22 protein-coding genes are annotated in these 20,956 nt (G+C 58.1%); 16 read left to right on the top strand and 6 right to left on the bottom strand.

Annotated elements, in window-relative coordinates; all coding sequences use genetic code 11:
* Positions 1–105: 105 nt before the first annotated feature.
* The 6 genes from ABFT80_RS11580 to ABFT80_RS11555 are packed head-to-tail and all read left to right on the top strand — an operon-like array spanning position 106 to position 4,997.
* The gene (locus tag ABFT80_RS11580; protein WP_347972062.1) at positions 106–1,893 is read left to right on the top strand and encodes an acetolactate synthase 3 large subunit; all 1,788 of its coding nucleotides are present in this window, start codon (positions 106–108) and stop codon (positions 1,891–1,893) included.
* Positions 1,894–1,946: 53 nt separating this feature from the next.
* The gene (gene ilvN, locus ABFT80_RS11575) at positions 1,947–2,519 is read left to right on the top strand and encodes an acetolactate synthase small subunit (RefSeq protein ID WP_347972061.1); all 573 of its coding nucleotides are present in this window, start codon (positions 1,947–1,949) and stop codon (positions 2,517–2,519) included.
* 56 nt (positions 2,520–2,575) lie between these two features.
* Positions 2,576–2,884 (top strand): AbrB/MazE/SpoVT family DNA-binding domain-containing protein, encoded by a 309-nt coding sequence (locus tag ABFT80_RS11570; protein ID WP_347972060.1) that lies wholly within the window; start codon positions 2,576–2,578, stop codon positions 2,882–2,884.
* Positions 2,862–3,203, top strand: coding sequence for a type II toxin-antitoxin system PemK/MazF family toxin (locus ABFT80_RS11565; protein WP_347972059.1), 342 nt, complete (start codon positions 2,862–2,864; stop codon positions 3,201–3,203). The genes ABFT80_RS11570 and ABFT80_RS11565 overlap by 23 nt, the downstream gene beginning before the upstream one ends.
* A 30-nt stretch (positions 3,204–3,233) precedes the next feature.
* Positions 3,234–3,830 (top strand): LysE family translocator, encoded by a 597-nt coding sequence (locus tag ABFT80_RS11560; RefSeq protein WP_347972058.1) that lies wholly within the window; start codon positions 3,234–3,236, stop codon positions 3,828–3,830.
* A 39-nt stretch (positions 3,831–3,869) separates the two neighbouring features.
* Positions 3,870–4,997, top strand: coding sequence for an ATP-dependent DNA helicase (locus tag ABFT80_RS11555; RefSeq protein ID WP_347972057.1), 1,128 nt, complete (start codon positions 3,870–3,872; stop codon positions 4,995–4,997).
* A 16-nt stretch (positions 4,998–5,013) separates the two neighbouring features.
* Here ABFT80_RS11555 and ABFT80_RS11550 read toward each other — a convergent pair whose 3' ends face one another.
* Positions 5,014–5,412 carry a SpoIIAA family protein gene (locus tag ABFT80_RS11550; RefSeq protein WP_347972056.1) on the bottom strand — a complete coding sequence of 133 codons (399 nt, stop codon included), beginning with the start codon at positions 5,410–5,412 and terminating at the stop codon, positions 5,014–5,016.
* 144 nt (positions 5,413–5,556) lie between these two features.
* Between ABFT80_RS11550 and ABFT80_RS11545 the strand changes: the two genes are divergently transcribed.
* From ABFT80_RS11545 to ilvC, 5 genes are all read left to right on the top strand, one after another.
* Entirely contained in the window at positions 5,557–6,297 is a 741-nt protein-coding gene (locus tag ABFT80_RS11545; RefSeq protein ID WP_347972055.1) for a pyridoxine 5'-phosphate synthase, read from the top strand.
* Between the two features lie 123 nt (positions 6,298–6,420).
* Entirely contained in the window at positions 6,421–8,343 is a 1,923-nt protein-coding gene (locus ABFT80_RS11540) for a potassium transporter Kup (RefSeq protein WP_347972054.1), read from the top strand.
* Between the two features lie 76 nt (positions 8,344–8,419).
* Positions 8,420–9,682, top strand: coding sequence for an FAD-dependent oxidoreductase (locus ABFT80_RS11535; RefSeq protein WP_347972053.1), 1,263 nt, complete (start codon positions 8,420–8,422; stop codon positions 9,680–9,682).
* A gap of 60 nt (positions 9,683–9,742) precedes the next feature.
* A complete protein-coding gene (locus tag ABFT80_RS11530; RefSeq protein ID WP_347972052.1) occupies positions 9,743–10,438 on the top strand; it encodes a TetR/AcrR family transcriptional regulator in 696 nt (231 codons plus the stop codon).
* Between the two features lie 101 nt (positions 10,439–10,539).
* Positions 10,540–11,559, top strand: a complete 1,020-nt coding sequence (gene ilvC, locus ABFT80_RS11525; protein WP_347972051.1) for a ketol-acid reductoisomerase — start codon at positions 10,540–10,542, stop codon at positions 11,557–11,559.
* A 527-nt stretch (positions 11,560–12,086) separates the two neighbouring features.
* Here ilvC and ABFT80_RS11520 read toward each other — a convergent pair.
* Complete coding sequence (locus tag ABFT80_RS11520) at positions 12,087–12,740, bottom strand: BA14K family protein (RefSeq protein WP_347972050.1); 654 nt, start codon at positions 12,738–12,740, stop codon at positions 12,087–12,089.
* Between the two features lie 173 nt (positions 12,741–12,913).
* Between ABFT80_RS11520 and ABFT80_RS11515 the strand changes: the two genes are divergently transcribed.
* Both ABFT80_RS11515 and ABFT80_RS11510 read left to right on the top strand, forming a co-directional pair.
* Complete coding sequence (locus ABFT80_RS11515) at positions 12,914–14,026, top strand: endonuclease/exonuclease/phosphatase family protein (RefSeq protein ID WP_347972049.1); 1,113 nt, start codon at positions 12,914–12,916, stop codon at positions 14,024–14,026.
* A gap of 12 nt (positions 14,027–14,038) precedes the next feature.
* The gene (locus tag ABFT80_RS11510; RefSeq protein ID WP_347972048.1) at positions 14,039–14,755 is read left to right on the top strand and encodes a hypothetical protein; all 717 of its coding nucleotides are present in this window, start codon (positions 14,039–14,041) and stop codon (positions 14,753–14,755) included.
* Positions 14,756–14,758: 3 nt separating this feature from the next.
* Here ABFT80_RS11510 and ABFT80_RS11505 read toward each other — a convergent pair whose 3' ends face one another.
* Genes ABFT80_RS11505 through ABFT80_RS11495 form a run of 3 tightly spaced genes read right to left on the bottom strand, consistent with a single transcriptional unit; the run spans position 14,759 to position 17,978 of the window.
* Positions 14,759–15,970, bottom strand: coding sequence for an ABC transporter permease (locus ABFT80_RS11505; protein WP_347972047.1), 1,212 nt, complete (start codon positions 15,968–15,970; stop codon positions 14,759–14,761).
* Positions 15,970–16,674, bottom strand: coding sequence for an ABC transporter ATP-binding protein (locus ABFT80_RS11500; RefSeq protein WP_347972046.1), 705 nt, complete (start codon positions 16,672–16,674; stop codon positions 15,970–15,972). Before ABFT80_RS11500 ends, ABFT80_RS11505 begins: the two co-directional genes overlap by 1 nt.
* 5 nt (positions 16,675–16,679) lie before the next feature.
* Positions 16,680–17,978, bottom strand: a complete 1,299-nt coding sequence (locus ABFT80_RS11495; RefSeq protein WP_347972045.1) for an efflux RND transporter periplasmic adaptor subunit — start codon at positions 17,976–17,978, stop codon at positions 16,680–16,682.
* A 118-nt stretch (positions 17,979–18,096) separates the two neighbouring features.
* On the opposite strand from ABFT80_RS11495, the gene ABFT80_RS11490 reads away from it, so the two are divergent.
* Complete coding sequence (locus tag ABFT80_RS11490; RefSeq protein WP_347972044.1) at positions 18,097–19,008, top strand: PhzF family phenazine biosynthesis protein; 912 nt, start codon at positions 18,097–18,099, stop codon at positions 19,006–19,008.
* A gap of 48 nt (positions 19,009–19,056) precedes the next feature.
* On the opposite strand, the gene ABFT80_RS11485 is transcribed toward ABFT80_RS11490, so the two are convergent.
* Positions 19,057–19,371 carry a glycine zipper 2TM domain-containing protein gene (locus tag ABFT80_RS11485; RefSeq protein WP_347972043.1) on the bottom strand — a complete coding sequence of 105 codons (315 nt, stop codon included), beginning with the start codon at positions 19,369–19,371 and terminating at the stop codon, positions 19,057–19,059.
* A 234-nt stretch (positions 19,372–19,605) separates the two neighbouring features.
* Between ABFT80_RS11485 and ABFT80_RS11480 the strand changes: the two genes are divergently transcribed.
* Both ABFT80_RS11480 and ABFT80_RS11475 read left to right on the top strand, forming a co-directional pair.
* Positions 19,606–19,983 (top strand): COG4315 family predicted lipoprotein, encoded by a 378-nt coding sequence (locus ABFT80_RS11480; RefSeq protein WP_347972042.1) that lies wholly within the window; start codon positions 19,606–19,608, stop codon positions 19,981–19,983.
* Positions 19,984–20,422: 439 nt separating this feature from the next.
* The gene (locus ABFT80_RS11475; RefSeq protein WP_347972041.1) at positions 20,423–20,938 is read left to right on the top strand and encodes a hypothetical protein; all 516 of its coding nucleotides are present in this window, start codon (positions 20,423–20,425) and stop codon (positions 20,936–20,938) included.
* Positions 20,939–20,956 lie beyond the last annotated feature (18 nt).

Genomic DNA, 20,956 nt, shown 5'->3' with positions numbered 1-20,956 from the left:
AGCCTCCCATACGCAAGACACAGGCTCCCTCGGGGGCCTTTTTTATTGGCAAAAATACCGATACGACCAGCAAACATAAAAAGCGGAAGAGACGGAACCAGACCGATGAGCAACGGAAAGAACGAGACCGGACGGCGGGAAATGAGCGGCGCCGAGATGGTGGTGCAGGCGCTGAAGGACAATGGCGTCAAGCATCTCTTCGGCTACCCCGGCGGTGCGGTTCTTCCGATTTACGACGAGCTTTTCCAGCAGGACGACGTCGAGCACATTCTCGTTCGCCATGAGCAGGGTGCCGGGCACGCTGCCGAGGGCTATGCGCGCTCCACCGGCAAGCCGGGCGTCGTGCTCGTCACTTCCGGTCCTGGTGCCACGAATATGGTGACGCCGCTGCAGGACGCGCTGTCGGATTCCATACCGCTGGTCTGCATCACAGGACAGGCACCCACGATGCTGATCGGCACCGATGCCTTTCAGGAATGCGATACGGTCGGCATCACGCGGCCCTGCACCAAGCACAATTGGCTGGTGAAGGACGTCAACGAACTCGCAGGCATTCTGCACAAGGCCTTCCATGTCGCGACTACTGGCCGTCCAGGCCCGGTCGTTGTCGATATTCCGAAGGACGTGCAGTTCGCCAAGGGCATCTATACGCCGCCGCCTGCGCAGGCTCTGGAGAGCTACAGCCCGAAACTCGACGGCGACATGGAGAAGATCAAGGAAGCCGTTGCGCTGCTGGCAAAGGCCAAAAGGCCGATCATCTATTCGGGTGGCGGTGTCGTCAATTCCGGCCCGGAAGCCAGCCAGTTGCTGCGCGAACTGGTCGAACTCAGCGGTTTTCCGATCACCTCGACCCTGATGGGCCTCGGTGCTTATCCGGCGAGCGGCAAGAACTGGCTCGGCATGCTGGGCATGCACGGCTCGTATGAAGCCAATATGGCGATGCATGATTGCGATGTGATGCTGTGCATCGGCGCGCGCTTCGACGACCGTATCACCGGGCGCCTGAATGCGTTTTCGCCGAATTCCAAGAAGATCCACATCGACATCGACCCGTCTTCGATCAACAAGATCGTGCATGTCGATGTGCCGATCATCGGCGATGTCGGTCGCGTGCTGGAAGACCTCGTGCGGCTCTGGCGCGCGACGACGAAAACCGACAAGAAGGCGCTCTTTCCCTGGTGGGAGCAGATCGCCCGCTGGCGCGCGCGCGATTCCTTCGCTTACAAGAGCAATGACGATGTGATCATGCCGCAATATGCGATCCAGCGTCTCTACGAGCACTCCAAAAATCGCGACACCTACATCACCACCGAAGTCGGCCAGCATCAGATGTGGGCGGCGCAGCATTTCGGCTTCGAGCAGCCGAACCGATGGATGACATCGGGCGGACTAGGCACGATGGGCTACGGCCTGCCGGCAGCGCTTGGCGTGCAGATCGCGCATCCGGACGCTCTGGTCATCGATATTGCAGGCGATGCATCGATCCAGATGTGCATTCAGGAGATGAGCACGGCGGTTCAGTACGGAGCGCCGATCAAGATATTCATCCTGAACAACCAATATATGGGCATGGTGCGCCAGTGGCAGCAGCTTCTGCACGGCAACCGTCTGTCGAGCTCCTATAACGAAGCGATACCTGATTTCGTCAAGCTGGCGGAAGCCTATGGCGGCCACGGCATTCGTTGCGAAAAGCCGGGCGAGCTGGACGATGCGATCAAGGAAATGATCGAGGTCAACAAGCCGGTGATCTTCGATTGCCGCGTGGCAAGCCTTGCGAATTGCTTTCCGATGATCCCGTCCGGCAAGGCGCACAATGAAATGCTTCTTCCCGACGAGGCGACCGATGAGGCGGTGGCAAATGCCATCGATGCCAAGGGCAGAGAGCTGGTTTAACTCCAGCTCCTCGAACGTCTCGTCACACAGAACACATTCAGAAAGACCCGACCATGAACGCACAGCTACAGCCAACCGGTTCTGCCTACTTCATTTCCAAGGAAACCGAACGGCCCGAAACCCACACGCTGTCTGTGTTGGTGGACAATGAGCCGGGCGTTCTGGCGCGTGTCATCGGGCTTTTCTCCGGGCGCGGCTACAACATCGAAAGCCTGACGGTTTCGGAAACCGAACATGAAAAGCACCTTTCGCGCATTACGGTCGTGACGCGTGGCACGCCGCATGTTCTCGAGCAGATCAAGCATCAGCTTGAGCGCATCGTGCCGGTTCACCGTGTCGTCGATCTTTCGGTTCGCGCGTTCGAACTCGGGCAGGACAAGCCGCTGGCGCGTGAACTGGCACTCATCAAGGTGGCGGGAACCGGCGACGAGCGCGTCGAGGCGTTACGGCTTGCCGAAGCCTTCCGCGCCAAGGTGATCGATGCCAACACCGAGCATTTCATTTTAGAGATTACCGGCGCGGTTTCCAAGATCGAGCAGTTCATCGCCATCATGAAGCCGCTTGGCCTCGTCGAAGTCTGCCGCACCGGCGTTGCAGCGATGAACCGTGGCCCGCAGGGGATGTAGGCTTGCAGAGATAACTGCTAAAATGTATATACATTGGTATATACATGGAGATCGCAATGACTCAGGTGCAAATTTCAAAGTGGGGCAACAGTTCTGCAATTCGCCTGCCCAAGGCGGTGTTGGACGAGCTCGACCTGAAGCCCGGTCAAACGCTCGAACTGACGGTCAAGGACGGCAAGGGCATATTCGAGCCTGTAAAGAAGCAAAAACGCACTTTGGCTTGGATCATTTCGGAAATGGATCGGCTAGGAACCGAGAATGCGCCGGATACAATTGAGTGGGGATCGGATAAGCCCGGTGAGACTATTGACGATGAATATTCTCGCGGCGAGATCACTTTGAATGACCTCATTCGAAGCCGGTGACATCGTCTGGATCGATCTTGATCCTGTAAAGGGAACTGAGCAAGGCGGTCGACGACCCGGAATTGTCCTGACGGGCTCAGAATTCAATTCCCGTGATCAAAGATCGATTATCTGTCCGATTACCCGCAATCTTTCTCCTTGGCCGACAAAGGTAATTTTACCGGATCATTTGCAGACAAAGGGCGCAGTACTGGCAGATCAACCGAGGACGGTGCATCGCCTGGAGCGCGGATTCCGGTTAATCGAAAAGGCACCGGAAGACATCCTCAACGCCGTCCGTGAGATTCTCGGCGAATTGCTCCAGATCGCCAATCGATAATTTTTGCGTCGTTCCATAAGGTTCGTTCCAATGTCTTCCGAGACCCTGTTTGCACTGATCGCCTATGCGTTCGTGACATCAATTACGCCTGGGCCCAACAATTTCATGCTGTTGGCTTCCGGGGTCAATTTCGGATTCTGGCGCACGGTGCCGCATATGCTGGGCATCGGCGTTGGCTTTCTCATCCTGCTTCTGGCGATCGGGTTTGGCCTCGGCGCGCTGCTGACCGCCTTTCCCGCACTTCATCTCGCGCTGAAGATCGCCGGCGGGGCCTACCTGCTTTGCCTCGCATGGAAAATCGCCATGTCTCGCTCGATGGGCAAGAGCGGTGATAACAATGCGCAGCCGATGACATTCCTGCAGGCCGCTGCCTTTCAATGGGTCAATCCCAAGGCGTGGGTCATCGCATTGACGGCGATGGCCCTCTACACGAACCCGCAGGCGCCGGTTCTTTCCGTAGCGCTCATTTCGCTGGTCTTTGCGGGGGTGAACCTGCCGAGCGTTTCAAGCTGGGCCGGTTTCGGTATGGCTCTGCGCGGATTTCTGGCCGATCCGGTACGGCTTAAATGGTTCAACATCGCTATGGGCGTGCTGCTGGCCGCTACGCTTTGGCCGATGCTGAAGTAGAGGCTTGCCCGCGCGGTGCGAATCCTGTCTTTCAGGGCGATGGAACTCTCTCCCCAACAGGATGACGCGCTGCAGGCCGTCGCACGATGGCTCAAAGACGGAAAGCCGCAGGTATTTCGCCTGTTCGGCTATGCCGGTACGGGCAAGACCACGCTCGCGCGCTATTTTGCCGAGCATGTCGATGGCTCGGTGCAATTCGCGGCTTTTACCGGCAAGGCAGCACAGGTGCTGCGCTCCAAGGGGGCAACGAATGCCCGCACGATCCATTCGCTGATCTATCGCCCGCGCGGCGAGGAGGCGGTCGAGGATGAAAGCACCGGCAAGACATCCATGTCGCCGACCTTTTCGCTCAACCGGCAAAGCCCGATTTCCAAGGCGAAGCTCGTCATCATCGACGAATGCTCGATGGTGGACGAGCAATTGGGGCGCGATTTGATGTCGTTCGGCACTCCGATCCTCGTTCTTGGCGATCCGGGCCAGCTTCCGCCGATTTCGGGCGGCGGGTTTTTCACCGAATACGACCCTGATTTTCTGCTGACCGAAATCCACCGTCAGGCCCGCGACAATCCGATTATCCGGCTGGCGCTGGATGTGCGGGAGGGGCGCGAGTTCGGCGAGGGCGATTACGGTGCTGCCAGCGTGATCAGCAAGGGCGAGGTCACGCAGGATCTGGTTCTCGATGCGGACCAGGTGCTGGTGGGGACCAATCGTACGAGGCGGCGCTACAACGCCCGGCTTCGCGAGTTGAAGGGTTTTACGGCGTCCTATCCGCAAGCGGGCGACAAGCTCGTCTGCCTTCGGAACGATCCGGCCAAGGGATTGCTCAACGGTTCTCTCTGGAAAGTCATGACGTCGTCGCGCGAGACGGTGAAACCGGGCATCAACCTGCTGGTTTCGCCGGAAGAAGACGATCCCGATCGCGGCGTTGCCAAGATCAAGTTGCTGAAAGCCGCATTCGAGGCGCCGGAAACGGAAATTTCCTGGCAGCAGAAGAAGCGCTTTGACGATTTCGATTATGGCTATGCGCTGACGGTTCACAAAGCGCAGGGCTCGCAGTGGAACAACATCGTGCTGTTCGATGAGAGCTATGCCTTCAAAGACACGCGCCAGCGCTGGCTTTACACTGCGATTACAAGGGCGGCTGAGAGGCTGACGATTGTCAGGTAGGACGCACCTAGCTCAATCAAGCATCCTCGACCGGCTTCGCCTCGATCCAATCCCAAGCATCCGCCTCATTTTCAAAATGCTTCAACTCGATAGGAATTGCCGGCGCGAAGAAACCACCGAGCCTCGTCGTCCAATCGGGCGAGCCGATGGCGGCGCAGCGTCTGACATGCGCGATTGCATGTTCTTTGCCGATTTCGACCGTTTCGTCTGAAACTTCGCTCCAGTCGATGCCGTCATAATCGACGATGCGGACAAGAAGGTCGATGCGGTCGTGGAGGGCATAGGCGGCTTCGAGAAGGCCATAAAGGTTTTCGACATCGGCTGAAGTCACATGACCGGCGATCTCGAATGCGAATGCATCGGGGCGGTCCGTTTCGATGCGTCGGACGGCGGGAACGGGGTCCAGTGGGTGCATTCTTCTTTCCTTTCGGCTACTCTAATTTTTGTGAGCATCGTAATTTTTGCTTGATGTCCTAACGTTGATGAACACACAAATTGGCTGTCCGTTCCGAACAAAGCCTTTATAACCACTGGTTGAAATTGCATCTCAAGGTCAGTCATGCCCGCAAGCCTTTCCGTAAACCTCAACGCCATCGCCATGCTGCGCAACCGGCGCGACCTGCCGTGGCCGGATGTTTTGAAGATCGGGCGCATCGCGCTGCAGGCAGGCGCTCACGGGCTGACCGTTCATCCGCGGCCCGATGAGCGGCATATACGGTTTTCGGATCTGCCCGGCATTCGCGCGCTGATCGACGATGAATTTCCGCGCGCCGAATTCAATATCGAAGGTTATCCGACGGAAGATTTCCTCGAGCTTGTGGAAAAGACGCAGCCGGAGCAGGTGACGCTTGTGCCGGACGATCCTTCGCAGGCGACATCGGATCATGGCTGGAATTTTAAGCAAAACGCGGAATTCCTGACGCCGATCGTCAAAAGGCTGAAAAAGGGCGGAATGCGTGTTTCGCTTTTCGCCGACCCGGACCCATCATCGGTCGGCACCGCTTTCGAAATCGGCGCGGATCGTATCGAGCTTTACACAGGGCCTTACGGAAGCTTCCATTCGGATTCAGAAAAAGCCGCCAAGGAGTTGGAAAAGCTTGGAGAAACGGCAGACGAAGCGCATCGGCATGGGCTTGCCGTCAATGCCGGACACGATTTGACGGTCGCCAATCTGCCGGCTCTGGCTCGGCGCATTCCCAATCTTTCGGAAGTATCCATCGGTCATGGTTTGACGGCCGATGCACTAGAATACGGTATGACAGAAACGACGAGGCGTTTTTTGAAAGCTTGCGGCTGGTAACTCGGTCAAGCCTGGCGAGGGATGTCGCCAGCGCATGACTGAGGCTCCAGCCTGCACAAAGCAGCATTTGTTGTTGCGGTGCGGCAAGCGTAGAGCAGCGCCCGTTTACCGGAGTGTTTGCCTATGACGCTTGCCAATATTGGCGGTGAGGCGGGAACTATCGAACAGCCGTCCGAAGCGGCTGACCATCCTTCCCAAGATACGAAAATGCTTATGCTGGGCGCGCTCGGTGTCGTTTATGGCGATATCGGCACGAGCCCGATCTATGCGTTTCGCGAAGCCTTGATTGCGTCGTCGGGCGGCAATGTTGCGCAGCGCGAGGATATTCTGGGCGTTCTTTCGCTCATCATCTGGGCGCTGGCGATCATCGTGACCGTGAAATACATCTTGTTCGTGCTGCGTGCGGACAATCGCGGCGAGGGCGGAACACTGTCGCTGATGGCGCTTGCGCAAAGCAGCTTGAAGAAACCTTCGCTGTTCATTCTCGGCATCGGTATTCTGGGTGCAGCGCTTTTCTACGGCGATGCGGTAATTACGCCTGCGATCTCGGTCCTCTCGGCTGTCGAGGGTATGAAAGTGGTGACACCGGCCTTTGAGCCTTATGTCGTGCCGCTGACGCTGGTTATTCTGGCAATCGTTTTTGCGGTTCAGCGCTATGGCACCAGCAAAGTTGCGACGGTTTTCGGTCCGGTTACCGCCCTTTGGTTTCTGGCCATCGGCGCATCCGGGGTCATGCATATTGTCGATGATCCCGAAATCTTGCTGGCGGTAAATCCGGTCTACATCATCTATTTCCTGATGAATTCGCCGGAAGTCGCCTTCATCACCATTGGCGCAATCTTCCTCGCTGTTACGGGTGCCGAGGCGCTTTATGCCGATCTTGGCCATTTCGGGCGCAAGCCGATCGTTCTGGCATGGTTGTCGATCGTCTTTCCGTGCCTGCTTTTGAATTATGTCGGGCAGGGTGCCTTCGTGCTCAGTCATGGCGGTGTTGTCGGCCATCCATTCTTTGAAATGAATGAAGGCTGGATGCTGATTCCCATGGTGGTTCTTGCGACCGCCGCAACGGTTATTGCCAGCCAGGCCGTTATCTCCGGCGCCTATTCTCTCACGCGTCAGGCGGTGCAGATGAACATGCTGCCGCGCCTGGACATCCGGCATACTTCGGAGACGCAATCCGGGCAGATCTACATGCCGCGCGTGAATTTGCTGCTGGCAATCGCCGTTATGCTGCTTGTGGTCGGCTTCGAGGAATCCACCGCACTTGCATCTGCCTACGGCATTTCCGTCACCGGCAATATGCTGATGACGACGATCCTGCTTTACGTGGTCATGCGCCGCATCTGGAAATGGCGTCTTGCCCCGGCAATCGCGCTGACGGCATTGTTCGCCTTTATCGATATCGGCTTTTTCTTCTCCAACATCGTCAAGGTGCTGGATGGCGGCTGGGCCTCACTGATGGTTGGCGGCGTAATCGTCGTGATAATGGCGACATGGGTGCGCGGCACCGGTCTGCTTTTCGACAAGACACGTAAAAATGAGATTCCACTCGATTTTCTGGCCAAGAATCTCGACGAAAAGCCGCCGCATATCGTCAAAGGCACGGCTGTTTTCCTGACGAGCGATCCGCAAAGCGCGCCAACTGCACTGATGCACAGTCTGAAGCACTACAAGGTGCTGCATGAGCAGAATGTGATCCTGTCCGTGGTGACGGCGCAGCAGCCAATGGTGCCGGAAAAAGAGCGCGTCAAAATCGAAAAGATCAACGATCGCTTCATGCGGGTTACGCTGAAATTCGGCTATATGGAGCGGCCAAACGTGCCGAGCGCATTGGCCATATGCCGAAAACTCGGCTGGAAGTTCGACATTATGACGACGTCGTTCTTCCTGTCGCGCCGTTCTCTGAAACCTTCACCGAATTCCGGCATGCCGAGATGGCAGGACCGCTTGTTCATCGGGCTGGCAAGGACGGCAGCCGACGCCACCGGCTACTTCCAGATACCAACCGGGCGCGTGGTGGAAATCGGCACGCAGGTCGCGATCTGATCCGATTGCGTGAGACACGGGAGCGCATTGCAAACGCCTCGCGTTTCGAAGAATGTCCGCCCGCACGAGGGCGGACATGAAGACACTGGATATTGCGATTGCGGGCGCTGGCCCTGCAGGACTGGCGGCAGCGCTTTTTCTGAAACGCGCCGGTCATCGCGTCACGATATTCGAACGCTTCGGCCAGCCGGAGCCTGTTGGGTCGGGCTTGATCCTGCAGCCGACCGGCCTGACGGTGCTTGGCGAACTTGGCCTTTTCGATGAAATCTCCGCCCTTGGCAGCAGGATAGACCGGCTCTACGGCGCAGATGCGCGCTCAGGCAGGCCCGTACTCGACGTTCGCTATTCGGCGCAACGCGGCGGGCGCCATGGCATTGCCGTTCATCGCGCCGCACTTTTCAATACGCTTCATGCGGCAGCACTTCGCGAAGGCATTCCGATTGAAACCGGTTCCGAGATCGCATCGATCGACGCCAGCGGCCAGAATGCAGTGCTTTTCGATGCACATGAAAAGCGCCTTGGCAGCTTCGATCTTGCAATCGATTCGACCGGCGCACGCTCGAAACTGCGTCAATATTCCGATGTTCCCGTAGAACAGAAGCGACTGACTTACGGTGCCTTTTGGGCCTCGCTGAAATGGCCGGAAGGCTTGTTTGACGAGCGGGCGCTTTTGCAGCGCTACCGCAGGGCGAGCGTCATGGTCGGCGTCCTGCCTATCGGCCGGGCAACAAGAGACGGCGACAAGATGGCGGCCTTCTTCTGGAGCCTCAAGCCGAAGGACGCCGAGGCTGTTCAGGCGCGGGGCCTTGATGCCTGGAAGGAACAGGTGCTTTCGATCTGGCCGGATTGTGTGCACTTTACTGACCAGATCACCAGTTTCGACCAGCTTTCGCTGGCGCGCTACGGTCACCACACGCTGAAGCTTCCGATCGGGCGCAAGCTCGCGATCATCGGGGACGCTGCGCATTCGACCAGCCCGCAGCTCGGGCAGGGGGCAAATATGGCGCTTCTGGACGCCGCAGCCCTCGTGCATGCGCTTGAGAAAGGCGCAAGCATCGAGGAAGCGCTTGGGCTTTATGCTTCTGCGCGGCGTTGGCACATGCGGGTGTTTCAGGCGCTTTCCTATGCCTTTACGCCATTCTATCAGTCCGATTCCGTGGCGCTTCCTTTTATCCGGGACAGGCTTGTCTCGACGCTTGCGACGATACCGCCCGCACCCCAGTTTCTGGCGTCGATGGTTGCCGGTACGATCATCGATCCGTTCAAGGCGATAGGGCTTCGCGAGCGCGACTGGACCCTGAAATCTGCGGATCTGGCGCAAACTCAAGCTTGCAATTGACATCGCTCTCCGGCATATAGCCCGAACCGTAACGTACGGTACGGCAACTGGATCGAGCCTGTGCAGGAAGCAACCGAAATTGGAAGCGAAGACGCGCCGACCGCCCGGCAGGGTGAGGTTCTGGACGCTGTTCTCGATCTTCTGGTCGAAGGCGGCGATGCGCTGACCATGACTGCGGTGGCGCGGCGCGCGAGCTGTTCCAAGGAAACGCTCTATAAATGGTTCGGCGGGCGCGACGGACTTTTGACCGCGACGGTTCAATGGCAGGCATCGCGCGTTCGCGCAGGCAATTACGACCGCCAGCATCTCGATATTGCGGCTTTGCGGGTCAGCCTCGAAAGTTTTGGCGAAAACTGGCTGCGGGTCATTTCGAGCCGCACATCCATCGCGCTCAACAGGGTGGCCGTGAGCCATGCCGGTTCCGGCAAGAGCAATCTCGGAAAGATCGTGCTTGCCAATGGCCGTTTTGCCATCGGAAACCGTCTCAAGCCGTTGCTGGAAGCGGGTCGCGACGCTGGTTTGCTCAATTTCGACGATAGCGAAGAAGCGTTTCGCACGTTTTTCGGCCTCGTCGGGCGCGATGTGCAGATCAGACTGCTTCTGGGCGACGACATGGAATTGACTGATGCGGAGCTTGCGCGCGATGCCGCCCATGCCACGCAGCAGTTTCTCGTCTTGTTTGGCGCGGGCAAAAAGGATCGTGCGTCCTTCGATGCTCGCCCTTCGGGCTTCACACCTCAGGATGAGGGAGTGTAGCGCCAGACCATCCTCATCCTGAGGCGCGAGGCGACAGCCGAGCCTCAAAGGACGCAATCAACAATCAAACTTCACGTAACTCAAAGGGAAGGAAACCCACAATGCGTGTCTATTACGATCGTGATGCCGATCTCAATCTCATCAAGGGCAAGAAAGTTGCCATCATCGGCTATGGCTCGCAGGGCCGTGCACATGCGCTGAACCTCAAGGATTCGGGCGCCAAGGAACTTGCCGTCGCGCTGAAGCCCGGCTCGGCAACGGCCAAGAAGGTCGAGGCAGACGGCCTTAAGGTCATGACCGTGTCGGAAGCCGCCAAGTGGGCCGACCTCATGATGATGGCGACGCCTGACGAATTGCAGGCCGACATCTACCGTGACGAAATCGCTCCGAACATCCGTGACGGCGCGGCAATCGCATTCGCGCACGGCCTCAACGTGCATTTCGGCCTCATCGAGCCGAAGAAGACCGTTGACGTTCTCATGGTCGCTCCGAAAGGCCCTGGTCACACGGTTCGCGGCGAATACCAGAAGGGCGGCGGCGTTCCTTGCCTCGTTGCCGTTCATCAGGACGCTTCGGGCAATGCGCTCGACCTCGGCCTTTCCTATGCATGCGGCGTCGGCGGCGGTCGTTCGGGCATCATCGAGACCAACTTCAAGGAAGAGTGCGAAACCGATCTTTTCGGTGAGCAGGTCGTTCTTTGCGGCGGTCTGGTCGAACTCATCCGCGCCGGTTTCGAAACGCTGGTCGAGGGCGGCTACGCTCCCGAAATGGCTTATTTCGAGTGCCTGCACGAAGTGAAGCTGATCGTCGATCTGATCTATGAAGGCGGCATCGCCAACATGAACTACTCGATCTCGAACACAGCAGAATGGGGCGAATACGTCACCGGCCCACGCATCATCACGGATGAAACCAAGGCCGAGATGAAGCGCGTCCTGAAGGACATCCAGTCCGGCAAGTTCACCTCCGACTGGATGCAGGAATACCGTTCGGGTGCAGCACGCTTCAAGGGCATCCGCCGCATGAACGACAGCCACCAGATCGAAGAAGTCGGTGCGAAGCTCCGCGGCATGATGCCTTGGATCGCCAAGAACCAGCTCGTCGACAAGGCGAAGAACTAGTCCCTAAAGGGGACAGCTCGCGGTAGCGAGACAATGGGAAGGGCCGATGGAGAAATCCGTCGGCCCTTTTTGTTTCATTTCGATACATTTTGAACTGGCATGGAATTCGCAACGCTACGTGCGTAGGGAGAATTTCATGAATTCGGCGTGGCCGATTGGCTTCGACGAGACGGTCGCCCTCCAAGGGAGTTATCGATCACGCAAATGATTGATGCTTGCGGGAAGGTGGAGGTGCGCTGGTGCACGATCGCGGAACATGGGTGGCGTTCGCGTAGGAAGTGAAGCCGGTTGAAAGCTACAGGGGCGGGGGCCCCTGTTTTCAGCCGGTGCCAAAGGGGTTTGGCTCATTTCCTGAATGTCAGGGGTCCGTCCGGTCTTGTGCTGGCGCACACTTAAAGAAGCGGCACCGCGTAATGCGGTGCCGTCTCGTCTCGAGGGATGCCGCAAGGCGTTCAAGCTATTCGACCACGTACCGGCAATAAAAAACGGCACCGCTTTCGCGGTGCCGTTTTTTTGTCAGCTTTTTATCAGGTGTAAGGCGACCAGCACTGCTGGCGCGGGCCGTTATAAGGCTGGAACGTGTTGTCATATGGCCTGTATGAGCGGTAGCGGTTCAGGCACCAGTCCACATGTGCACGCGAAAGGTTCGTGCGATAGGTCCTGCGTGGCGGTGCATAATAGCGTGGCTGCTCATATCGATATGCCGGAGCGCCGAAGCCGAAATAGATGCCGGAGCCGCCACCGCGGTAATAGTCGCGACGCCATCCATCGCGTCGATGATGTCTGCGCCAGTCGTCACGCCCTCCATGGCGTCGCCAGTCATCACGACGTCCGCCGCCGCCTCGCCAATCACTGCGTCTGCCATCCCCGCGTCGCCAATCGCCGCGCCTGTCGTTTCTGCGCCAGTCACTTCGGTCGCCGCCACCGCGGCGCTGCTCGACGCGCCGTTCGGAATTGCGTCTGCCTTCGCTACGCGGTCCCGAACGGCGAATGACATTGTCACCGCGAGTTTGAGAGCCGCTGTCATATTCGTTGCGGACCTGAATGAAGTTCGAATTTACAGTCTGCGGCGAAGATGGAACCAGTTTGATAGGGGCGGCAGCCGACGGGGAAGCCAAGCTCATGGCCACGCCTAGCGCCAGTACGCCAACTTTTGCTGCTGTAAAAAGGTAGTTTTTCATTTTTAATCTCCACGGACAGGGATCCGCTTCAAACGCCCGATAGCCGGATCGATGCCGAACATTGCGCTTGTTCAAATGAATGCGCGATGAATGGAAAAGTTCCTCATGTCCTGGTTAATCACGCGACGCTTGGGGCTTGTGTTCGGGCGCGCTTGCGGGCAATTGTCGATGCCATGTCGCTTCGCCTCGCCACGTTCAATGTCGAAAACCTGATGAACAGGTTCGATTATTCCGGTTTTCGAAACCAGCTCAATCAAGACCGCACATTGGCGCTGTTCCAGATCAAGGACGAAGCCGAATACAAGCTGCTGGAGCAGGCGCGGGCAATCGCCTATGCCGACGATACGCGCCAGATGACGGCACTTGCCATCGCTGAAACGCGCGCCGACATCATCTGCCTGCAGGAAGTCGACAATATCGAAGCGCTGAAAGCCTTCGAATATGGCTATCTCTTCAAGATGGTGGGCTTCGGCTATCGCCAGAAATACACGACTTCGGGCAATGATTCGCGCGGCATAGACGTGGCCGTCATGATGCGCACCGAAACCGCTGAGGGCGAGCCGATCGAGTTCGTCCGCATGACCAGCCATGCGCATGTGACGTATGAGATGTTCGATCTGCATACGCCCGAACTTGCCGCAATCAACGAACTGCCTTCCGAGCGGATTTTCCGGCGCGATTGTCTTGAAATCGATGTGAAGATCGGCGGCAATCCGCTGACAATCTATTCGGTGCATCTGAAATCGATGGGGCCGCCACGCAACGGCTTGAATGGGCGCGATGCGTCCATGCCGGTACGTATGGCCGAGGCAAAAGCAGTCCGGCGCATAATCGAGGATCGTTTCGGCTCGGAGCATGCCGCCGACAAACGCTGGGTGATCTGCGGCGATTTCAACGATTATCGCGAGCGGATCATCATCGGCGGGGATTCGCATTCAGGTTACAGTTTCGAACCGGCGGCCGAGGAGCAGTCCTGCCTGAATGTGCTTCTGGCGGACGGTTTTGCGGTCAATCTGGTGGAGCGGCGCGATGAGATGGATCGCTGGACGCTCTATCACACTAGAGGTCCGGCGGAACGCCACCTTTGCCAGCTCGATTACATATTGGCCTCGCCATCCTTCGCGCAGCAGAATGCGGATGCCGTTCCCGACATCATTCGCGGCGGTCAGCCATACCGGACGATTTTCCCGCCGGGGCAGGAGGTGGAGCGGTTTCCACGCGCCGGCTGGGACAGGCCGAAGGCGTCGGATCACTGCCCGGTCGCGGTAACGCTCGACGTAAAATAGGTATTCAGAAGTATGGCATTCGATCTTCCGCGCAACGTCATCTTGCCCGTCGACAGCGTCGATGTGCGGCTCGTGCCGGAACAACATCCGTTCGAGAGAGACAATCTCCCGGCAATCGAGGAAAATTGGCTCGCTGAAAAGGCGGCGAAACCAGCCGTGTTCGACGGCACCGTCGTTCTGCTTTCCGAACTGGCGTATCGCGACAACCGTCTGGTCGGGCGCTGTCATGCGGTGCGCTTTGCGACGTTCCTTTACTGGCGCGGCAACCGCTCCGTTTCCAGCGCGGAACATGCCTTTGCGCATGCGGTTCTGGTGGCTGAGGACAACGCGCTGGTGGCGATCCGCATGGGCGCGCATACGATCAATGCGGGGCGGGTGTATTTCGCTGCGGGGTCTTTCGAACCTGACGATTTTGCCGATGGGCTCGTTCAGGTTGATGCGAACATGATCCGCGAAGTGGGCGAAGAAACCGGGCTGGACCTTTCAAACGTGCCGCGCGGCAAGCGCTATTACGCGCTTTCGACGGACAGCGGCACGGTTGTTTTCCGCCGCTATCACTATCCCGAAAAAGCGGACGAACTCGCGGCTAGAATCGATTGCTTTGTGGCAGCGGACGAAAATCCGGAAATCTCCGGCGCGGCCATCATCCGCAATGCCGAAGATCTGCCGGAAGGGCTAATGCCGCATATGAAGGCCATCGTGGAATGGCATTTTTCGGGTGCGGAATAAGCGTTATTCGTGACGCAAAGCGTCAATAGGGTCGAGCCGCGCGCCGCGCAGTGCCGGGAAAAACCCGAATACCATGCCGATCAGGGCCGAAAAGCCGACCGCCAGCATGATGATCGATAGGCTTGGGCTGAACGGTATCGACAAAGAGAGCGATGCCGCGCCCGCAAGCGCCAGGCCAAGCGCTATTCCGATCAATCCGCCAAGCAGCGATAAAACAGTCGCCTCCACCAGAAACTGGATGAGAATGTGTTTCTCATGCGCGCCGATGGCCAGTCTTATACCGATTTCGCGTGTTCGCTCCGTTACCGACACAAGCATGATGTTCATGATGCCGATGCCGCCTACAAGCAGGCTGACGCCAGCGACTGCGCCCAGCATTCCGGTCATCGTGGTCGTGGTGCTGGTCATGGCATCGGCGATTTGCGTCATGTCGCGGACCGAGAAATTATCCTCACCATCGAGCGGGATACGACGGCTATCGCGCAGAATGTTTTCGATGCGCTCCTGCACGACCGATGTGGCAACGCCATCTTCGGCAGCGACATAGATGTTGTCGATCTTGCGATTTCCGGCAATACGCCGCTGGAAGGCCGAAAGCGGCATCATGACGACATTGTCCTGATCCTGCCCGAAGCCGGAATAGCCTTTCGGCTCCAGCAGCCCGATGACCTTGCAGCTCATGCGGTTGACGCGGATGGTGGCGTCGTCCGGCGTGCCGTTTCCGAAGAATTGCTGGCGCACCGTTTCGCCGATCAGGCAGACGCCCGCGCCGCCGCGCACTTCGGATTCGCTGAACGGGCGCCCCGATATGATGTTCCAGTCGCGGGCGACGAAGAAGGCCGTATCCGTGCCGGTGATCGAGGATGTCAGGCTTTCAGTGCCGAAAACCACGCGTACCTGTTTCTGCGAAGCTGCAGAAACAGCGCGTGTGCCGGTGAGGTTCTTTGAAAGCGCTTCGACATCCTTTTCGCCCAAATCGCGCGTGCCCTGTTCGGGCGGTGAGCCGGGAACAGGCGGGCGGCCTGCGCGAACGACCAGAAGATTGCTGCCGAGCTTCGAAATGTCGGCTTTGACCTTCTCGGTCGTTCCATTGCCGATGGTAATCATGGCGATTACGGCGGCAACACCGATGACGATGCCGAGCAGCGTCAGAAACGAGCGCAGAACGTTGCGGCGTACCGAGCGCAGAGCGAGGCGGAATGTTTCGAAAAGCATCAGACCGCCTCCAGCATCATCGAATCGGACGAGACATTGCCGTCGAGGAAGGCGATGGTGCGGTTCGCATAGGCGGCAATGTCGGCCTCATGCGTGACCATGACGATGGTCAGGCCCAAATCCTCGTTCAGGCCGGTCAGCAAGTCCATGATCTCATGGCTGCGGGCCGTATCCAGATTGCCGGTCGGCTCATCGGCGACCAGCAGAGTGGGGCGGGTGACGATGGCGCGGGCAATCGCGACGCGCTGCTGCTGGCCGCCGGAGAGTTCGGCGGGCGTATGGTTTTCGCGGCCCTTGAGGCCGACTTGCTCGAGCGCATTCATGGCAAGTTCGCGCCGTTCGCCTACTGGCACGCCACGATAGATCAGCGGAAGCTCGACATTTTCGGCGGCGGTGGTGCGCGGCAGAAGATTGTAGCCTTGAAAAACGAAGCCGATATAGAGATTGCGCAGCACCGCGCGCCTGTTGCGATCTAGACGGCCCGCATCGACGCCCAGAAAGCTGTAGGTGCCGCCGGTCGGCGTATCGAGACAGCCGACGATGTTCATGGCCGTCGATTTTCCCGAACCGGACGGTCCCATGATGGCAACGAAAGCACCGCGATCGATGGAAAGATCGACACCGGCCAGCGCGTGGACGCTCGCTTCGCCCTCGCCATAAGTCTTCCAGACGTCCTCGAATTTAATCAGGGAGCTATCGGCCATGGCGCTCAGTTCCGCGCCGGGGCTGATGCGGTGATCACCTGATCGCCTTCGGACAGGCCGGAAACGATTTCCGTGAATTCGCCATCGGTCGAGCCGATCTTGACCTGCACGGCCTCAGGCGCGCCGTTTTTCAGCACGTAAAGCGTGCGCGTTCCGTCCGATGCCGTTGCAGAGCGTGCGTTCGGGCCGCGGTTCGGCCGGCCCATGCGCGGCGGCATGAACAAATTCTGCAGGCTCCATCCGCCCCTGCTTTCCGTAACCTGCGGTCTGTAGCGCAAGGCCGCGGTCGGGACGGTCATGATGTCCTTGGATTCCTTGGTGACGACAGCGACGGTTGCAGTCATGCCGGGACGTAGAAGAAGCTCTTCATTGTCGACATCGAGGCGCGCATCGTAGGTCACGACGCCATCGGTGGTGACGGATGCATAGGCGATGTCGCGGATTTCAGCGTCGAACTGGCGTTCGGGAAAGGCATCGACGGTAAAGCGCGCATTCTGGCCGGGCTTTACCCCGCCAATATCGGCTTCGTCGATTGCCGCTTTCAGTTCCATCTTTTTCAGATCGGCAGCGATTACGAAGAGAACGGGAGCCTGTAACGAGGATGCGACCGTCTGGCCGGGATCGACCGAGCGCGTCAGCACAACTCCGTCGATAGGGGCGTAAATCGTGCTCTTTTCGAGGTCTGCCTGCTGCAGTTTCAAATCCGCAACCGCGATTGCGAGATTGGCTTCCGCGCTTTTGACGGCACTGTCGGCCCGGTCGCGGGTGGCGACGGCCGTTTCAAGCGCCTGCTGCGTCGTCATTCCGCGTGCCGCAAGCTGTTCGGCGCGCACCCGCGTCTGCTCGGTTTCCTTCAACGTCGTCTTGGCTTCGGTGACTTTCGCATCGGCTGCGGCAGCGGATGCTTCGGCGCGTTCCACCTGTGCGGCCAGCCGCGTCGTGTCGAGCCTTGCCAGAACCTCGCCTTGGGCGATTTCCTGGTTCTCGTTGACCTCGACCGTGCGCACCACACCGGAAAGCTCGCTCGAAATATCGACCTGCGTCAGCGGCTGCAACGTGCCGGTTGCGGAAACCTCTATCGTCAGGTCGCCGGTTTTGACGGGCGAGGTGGAATAGACGATCCGTGCGGTGGGCTGGGAGGACCAGTAGTAGAACGCGCCAAGTGCGGCCACGGCCATTGCCAGAAGCGCAACGTAACGCCATAGGCGGCGCGGCTTGGGGCTCTTGCCGTTTTCATTCAGCCCAAGAGCTGCCTGCACCGATTGCGTGCTTTCGGCAGCCGGTCGCTTGATGATCTGGTCCATCCGGACCCTTTCAATTGTTTTCAAAAGTCCCTACGAAATGACAAATCGGCCCTATCACACGGAAATTCAAATTAAATTTCGCTCATGTTCGGGGCGCGCCGCAGAAAGAGAGCACGCGATGACCACGCTTCGCTACGCGATTTATGACGTTTTCACACGGGAGCGTCTGTCCGGAAATCCGCTTGCGGTCGTCATGGATGCGGATGGTCTCGACACGGAAACGATGCAGCGCATAGCCGGCGAGTTCAACCTTTCCGAGACGTCGTTCGTTCTGAAGCCGAAGAATGAAATTCATCAGGCGCGCGTGCGGATTTTCACGCCGCACTACGAAATGCCGTTTGCCGGGCACCCGACTGTCGGCACGGCGATTGCGCTGTGCGAAACTGAAGATGGCGATGAGGGTTCACGGATTCTGGTGCTTGAGGAGAATATCGGCCCGGTGCGCTGTGCGGTTTCCGTGGTCGATGGAGTGCGGTTTGCCGAATTCGATCTGCCGCAACTGCCCGAACGGCAGGCTTTATCGACAAGTGCGGATATGGTTGGGGCGGCTTTGGGCCTGGGACCACACGAAATCGGCTTCGAGAATCACAAGGTCGCCTGCTGGTCGGCCGGTGTGCCTTACGTGACCGTGCCGGTCGCCAATCTGGAAGCTGCCGCGCGAGCGAAGCTGAATGTCGATGCGTGGGGGCAGATTGCGCCTCAGAAAAGCGATGTCGCCTACGCTTCGGCCTATATCTACACGCGGGAGACGGTTCACCATGACAGCGCTTTCCATTCGCGCATGTTCGTCCATGGCAGCCCGTCTTACGAGGATCCGGCAACGGGTTCGGCGGCGGCTGCCTTTTCGGGCGCGGTGGTCGAGTTCGATGAGCCGGTCGATGGCAAACTGGAAATCTGGATAGAGCAGGGGATCGAGATGGGCCGCGCCTCGCGCCTGCGTCTTGAGATCGAGATCGATCAGCAGGCAATCAAAAGCGCCCGCATCGGCGGCCATGCAGTGAAGATCGCGCAGGGCGAACTTCTGGTTTGAGAAACAAAAAAGGCCCGCTGAGCGGGCCTTTTTCGAACAATCGGGTGATTAGTATCGGTTGTTGTAATAGCGCTCGTCGCAAGGCGCGGTGTAGACGCGGCCGTCGCGAGCCTGATAGCGGCAGAGTTCTTCGCCGCGACGCTTTGGCGTCGTTGCAGTGCCGACAGCGGCACCAAGAAGTGCGCCGCCTGCAGCGCCGACGAGGGTCGAACCGGTGTTGCCACCGATGGCCTGGCCTGCCAGGGCGCCAACGCCGCCGCCGATCAATGCGCCGGTTCCCGCGCGCTGGTTCTGTTCGCTGGTTTCGCAGCCTGCTACGCCAAGGGCGAGTGCGGCGACGATGGAGAGGGTAACGATACGCATTTTCACTGTGTTTTCCTCACTCAAATGGATCAATAGCAACTGATCTAGTGCAGCAAGCGGATAAGTCCCGTTCGCGCAGGATAAAATTCTATAGCATTTGAAACAACAACGCGAGACGGCGGGCGAACAAGCTTGGATACAGATTATTGCGGGCTAAGCCTCGGGTCTGGAACTGCGAGAACCTTTTCAGCGTTGAGGTTTTGGCGAGGTGCGACTTCAATAAGGATCATTGCCATGAAACGCATTGTATTCGGAATCGCGGCTCTTTTGATGGTTACGGGGCCGGGCATCGCTGCCGAGCCTGCCTTGGTCGCAAAAACCCCCAACGGAAATGTCTATACCGACGCCAAGGGCATGACGCTCTACACCTTCGATAAGGATAGCGCGGACAAATCCAACTGCTACGACAAATGTGCCATGATGTGGCCGGTCCTGAAGGCCGATGCCGCGGCGAAACCTATGGGCGAGTGGAGCGTCGTGGAGCGCAAGGACGGTTCCAAAATGTGGGCTTACGACAAGAAGCCTCTCTACACCTACGTAAACGACAAGAAAGCCGGAGACGTGACCGGCGATGGCGTGGGTGGCGTTTGGCATGTCGCAAAAGCGGATTAGCGCGAAGCGCTTACGTCCTTATCACACAGTCGGCGCGGTCATTGCTGACATTGCCCAAATCGCGCCGACCGCCGGCAAGGATATGATCCTTGCTTCCGATAAGTAGCGCCTGTTTGTTTTGCTTCAATCAGATTGTCGAACACGCTTTGATTTTCTTTTGCCGCCTTGATACCGTGAGTTTAAACCTGTCTAAGCGTCAGAAGAACCTTTCAGGCTGGAGGCGTTTCCGTGAATCTGGCTGATCTTTTTTTGACATAAGTGGCTGATTTCATTGGCGAAGAAGAGACTTTTTATTGTCGGTAATGGTCCGCTGCTCTCCGATATGTCGGAGCGTGTCGATGCTTCCGATCATGTGATCCGGTTCAATGAGCCAAAAGCGTCAATCGGTATGAGCGGTACGAAAACGGGTTGGCTTTTCGTATGCAATACCGGAAAGCCCATGGAAAGACGGATCAAGAATCCCGATTATCCGGGATCGCCAATCGTCCAGGCTGCTGAACTCATTATTCTCGTCTCGCATCCGACAGCCGTTCAGAAATACGCCCTGAAGCCGAGCCTATGGGCGCGGATCAAGGGAAGGCGCGCCGAGTGGACCTGGGCGGCCATCAAGATGTATGGCGATGCAGGAAAAATGGTAGCCATTCTGCCTCCGGCCTATTACGCGGCCGGTTGTGAAGAACTGGGTTTAAACCTTTCCACCTTGTTGGACGAGCGGACATTTCCCAGCACCGGATATTTCGGGATTCGATACGCCCTGGAGCATTTTCCGGCAGATGAATGGGATGTCGAAATCGCAGGTTTCGGCTGGCAAGGTTGGCATAACCATACCTGGGACCCCGAACGTGAATGGGTGGCGCGCCGGGCGGGAGAGCGAAACATAAAAATCTGGCCTGCTGGCGAAGAATCGAAGCCGAAATACGCGAAAAAAGACAGATACAGTCGAAAAAAAGCGTGATTCGAACGCGGTCCGTGC

It is taken from the genome of Foliimonas ilicis (assembly GCF_039939195.1).
GTDB classification, from domain to species: Bacteria; Pseudomonadota; Alphaproteobacteria; order Rhizobiales; family Rhizobiaceae; genus Foliimonas; species Foliimonas ilicis.
The sequence above is the reverse complement of the archived record's forward strand: the minus strand, read 5'-3'. Positions and strand labels throughout refer to the sequence as shown.

What these genes read in the sequence shown, in the direction of transcription:
- ABFT80_RS11580 (WP_347972062.1), top strand. Translation starts at nt 106, where the DNA reads ATGAGCAACGGAAAGAACGAGACCGGACGGCGGGAAATGAGCGGCGCC.
- ilvN (WP_347972061.1), top strand. Translation starts at nt 1,947, where the DNA reads ATGAACGCACAGCTACAGCCAACCGGTTCTGCCTACTTCATTTCCAAG.
- ABFT80_RS11570 (WP_347972060.1), top strand. Translation starts at nt 2,576, where the DNA reads ATGACTCAGGTGCAAATTTCAAAGTGGGGCAACAGTTCTGCAATTCGC.
- ABFT80_RS11565 (WP_347972059.1), top strand. Translation starts at nt 2,862, where the DNA reads ATGACCTCATTCGAAGCCGGTGACATCGTCTGGATCGATCTTGATCCT.
- ABFT80_RS11560 (WP_347972058.1), top strand. Translation starts at nt 3,234, where the DNA reads ATGTCTTCCGAGACCCTGTTTGCACTGATCGCCTATGCGTTCGTGACA.
- ABFT80_RS11555 (WP_347972057.1), top strand. Translation starts at nt 3,870, where the DNA reads ATGGAACTCTCTCCCCAACAGGATGACGCGCTGCAGGCCGTCGCACGA.
- ABFT80_RS11550 (WP_347972056.1), bottom strand. Translation starts at nt 5,412, where the DNA reads ATGCACCCACTGGACCCCGTTCCCGCCGTCCGACGCATCGAAACGGAC.
- ABFT80_RS11545 (WP_347972055.1), top strand. Translation starts at nt 5,557, where the DNA reads ATGCCCGCAAGCCTTTCCGTAAACCTCAACGCCATCGCCATGCTGCGC.
- ABFT80_RS11540 (WP_347972054.1), top strand. Translation starts at nt 6,421, where the DNA reads ATGACGCTTGCCAATATTGGCGGTGAGGCGGGAACTATCGAACAGCCG.
- ABFT80_RS11535 (WP_347972053.1), top strand. Translation starts at nt 8,420, where the DNA reads ATGAAGACACTGGATATTGCGATTGCGGGCGCTGGCCCTGCAGGACTG.
- ilvC (WP_347972051.1), top strand. Translation starts at nt 10,540, where the DNA reads ATGCGTGTCTATTACGATCGTGATGCCGATCTCAATCTCATCAAGGGC.
- ABFT80_RS11520 (WP_347972050.1), bottom strand. Translation starts at nt 12,740, where the DNA reads ATGAAAAACTACCTTTTTACAGCAGCAAAAGTTGGCGTACTGGCGCTA.
- ABFT80_RS11515 (WP_347972049.1), top strand. Translation starts at nt 12,914, where the DNA reads ATGTCGCTTCGCCTCGCCACGTTCAATGTCGAAAACCTGATGAACAGG.
- ABFT80_RS11510 (WP_347972048.1), top strand. Translation starts at nt 14,039, where the DNA reads ATGGCATTCGATCTTCCGCGCAACGTCATCTTGCCCGTCGACAGCGTC.
- ABFT80_RS11505 (WP_347972047.1), bottom strand. Translation starts at nt 15,970, where the DNA reads ATGCTTTTCGAAACATTCCGCCTCGCTCTGCGCTCGGTACGCCGCAAC.
- ABFT80_RS11500 (WP_347972046.1), bottom strand. Translation starts at nt 16,674, where the DNA reads ATGGCCGATAGCTCCCTGATTAAATTCGAGGACGTCTGGAAGACTTAT.
- ABFT80_RS11495 (WP_347972045.1), bottom strand. Translation starts at nt 17,978, where the DNA reads ATGGACCAGATCATCAAGCGACCGGCTGCCGAAAGCACGCAATCGGTG.
- ABFT80_RS11490 (WP_347972044.1), top strand. Translation starts at nt 18,097, where the DNA reads ATGACCACGCTTCGCTACGCGATTTATGACGTTTTCACACGGGAGCGT.
- ABFT80_RS11485 (WP_347972043.1), bottom strand. Translation starts at nt 19,371, where the DNA reads ATGCGTATCGTTACCCTCTCCATCGTCGCCGCACTCGCCCTTGGCGTA.
- ABFT80_RS11480 (WP_347972042.1), top strand. Translation starts at nt 19,606, where the DNA reads ATGAAACGCATTGTATTCGGAATCGCGGCTCTTTTGATGGTTACGGGG.
- ABFT80_RS11475 (WP_347972041.1), top strand. Translation starts at nt 20,423, where the DNA reads ATGGAAAGACGGATCAAGAATCCCGATTATCCGGGATCGCCAATCGTC.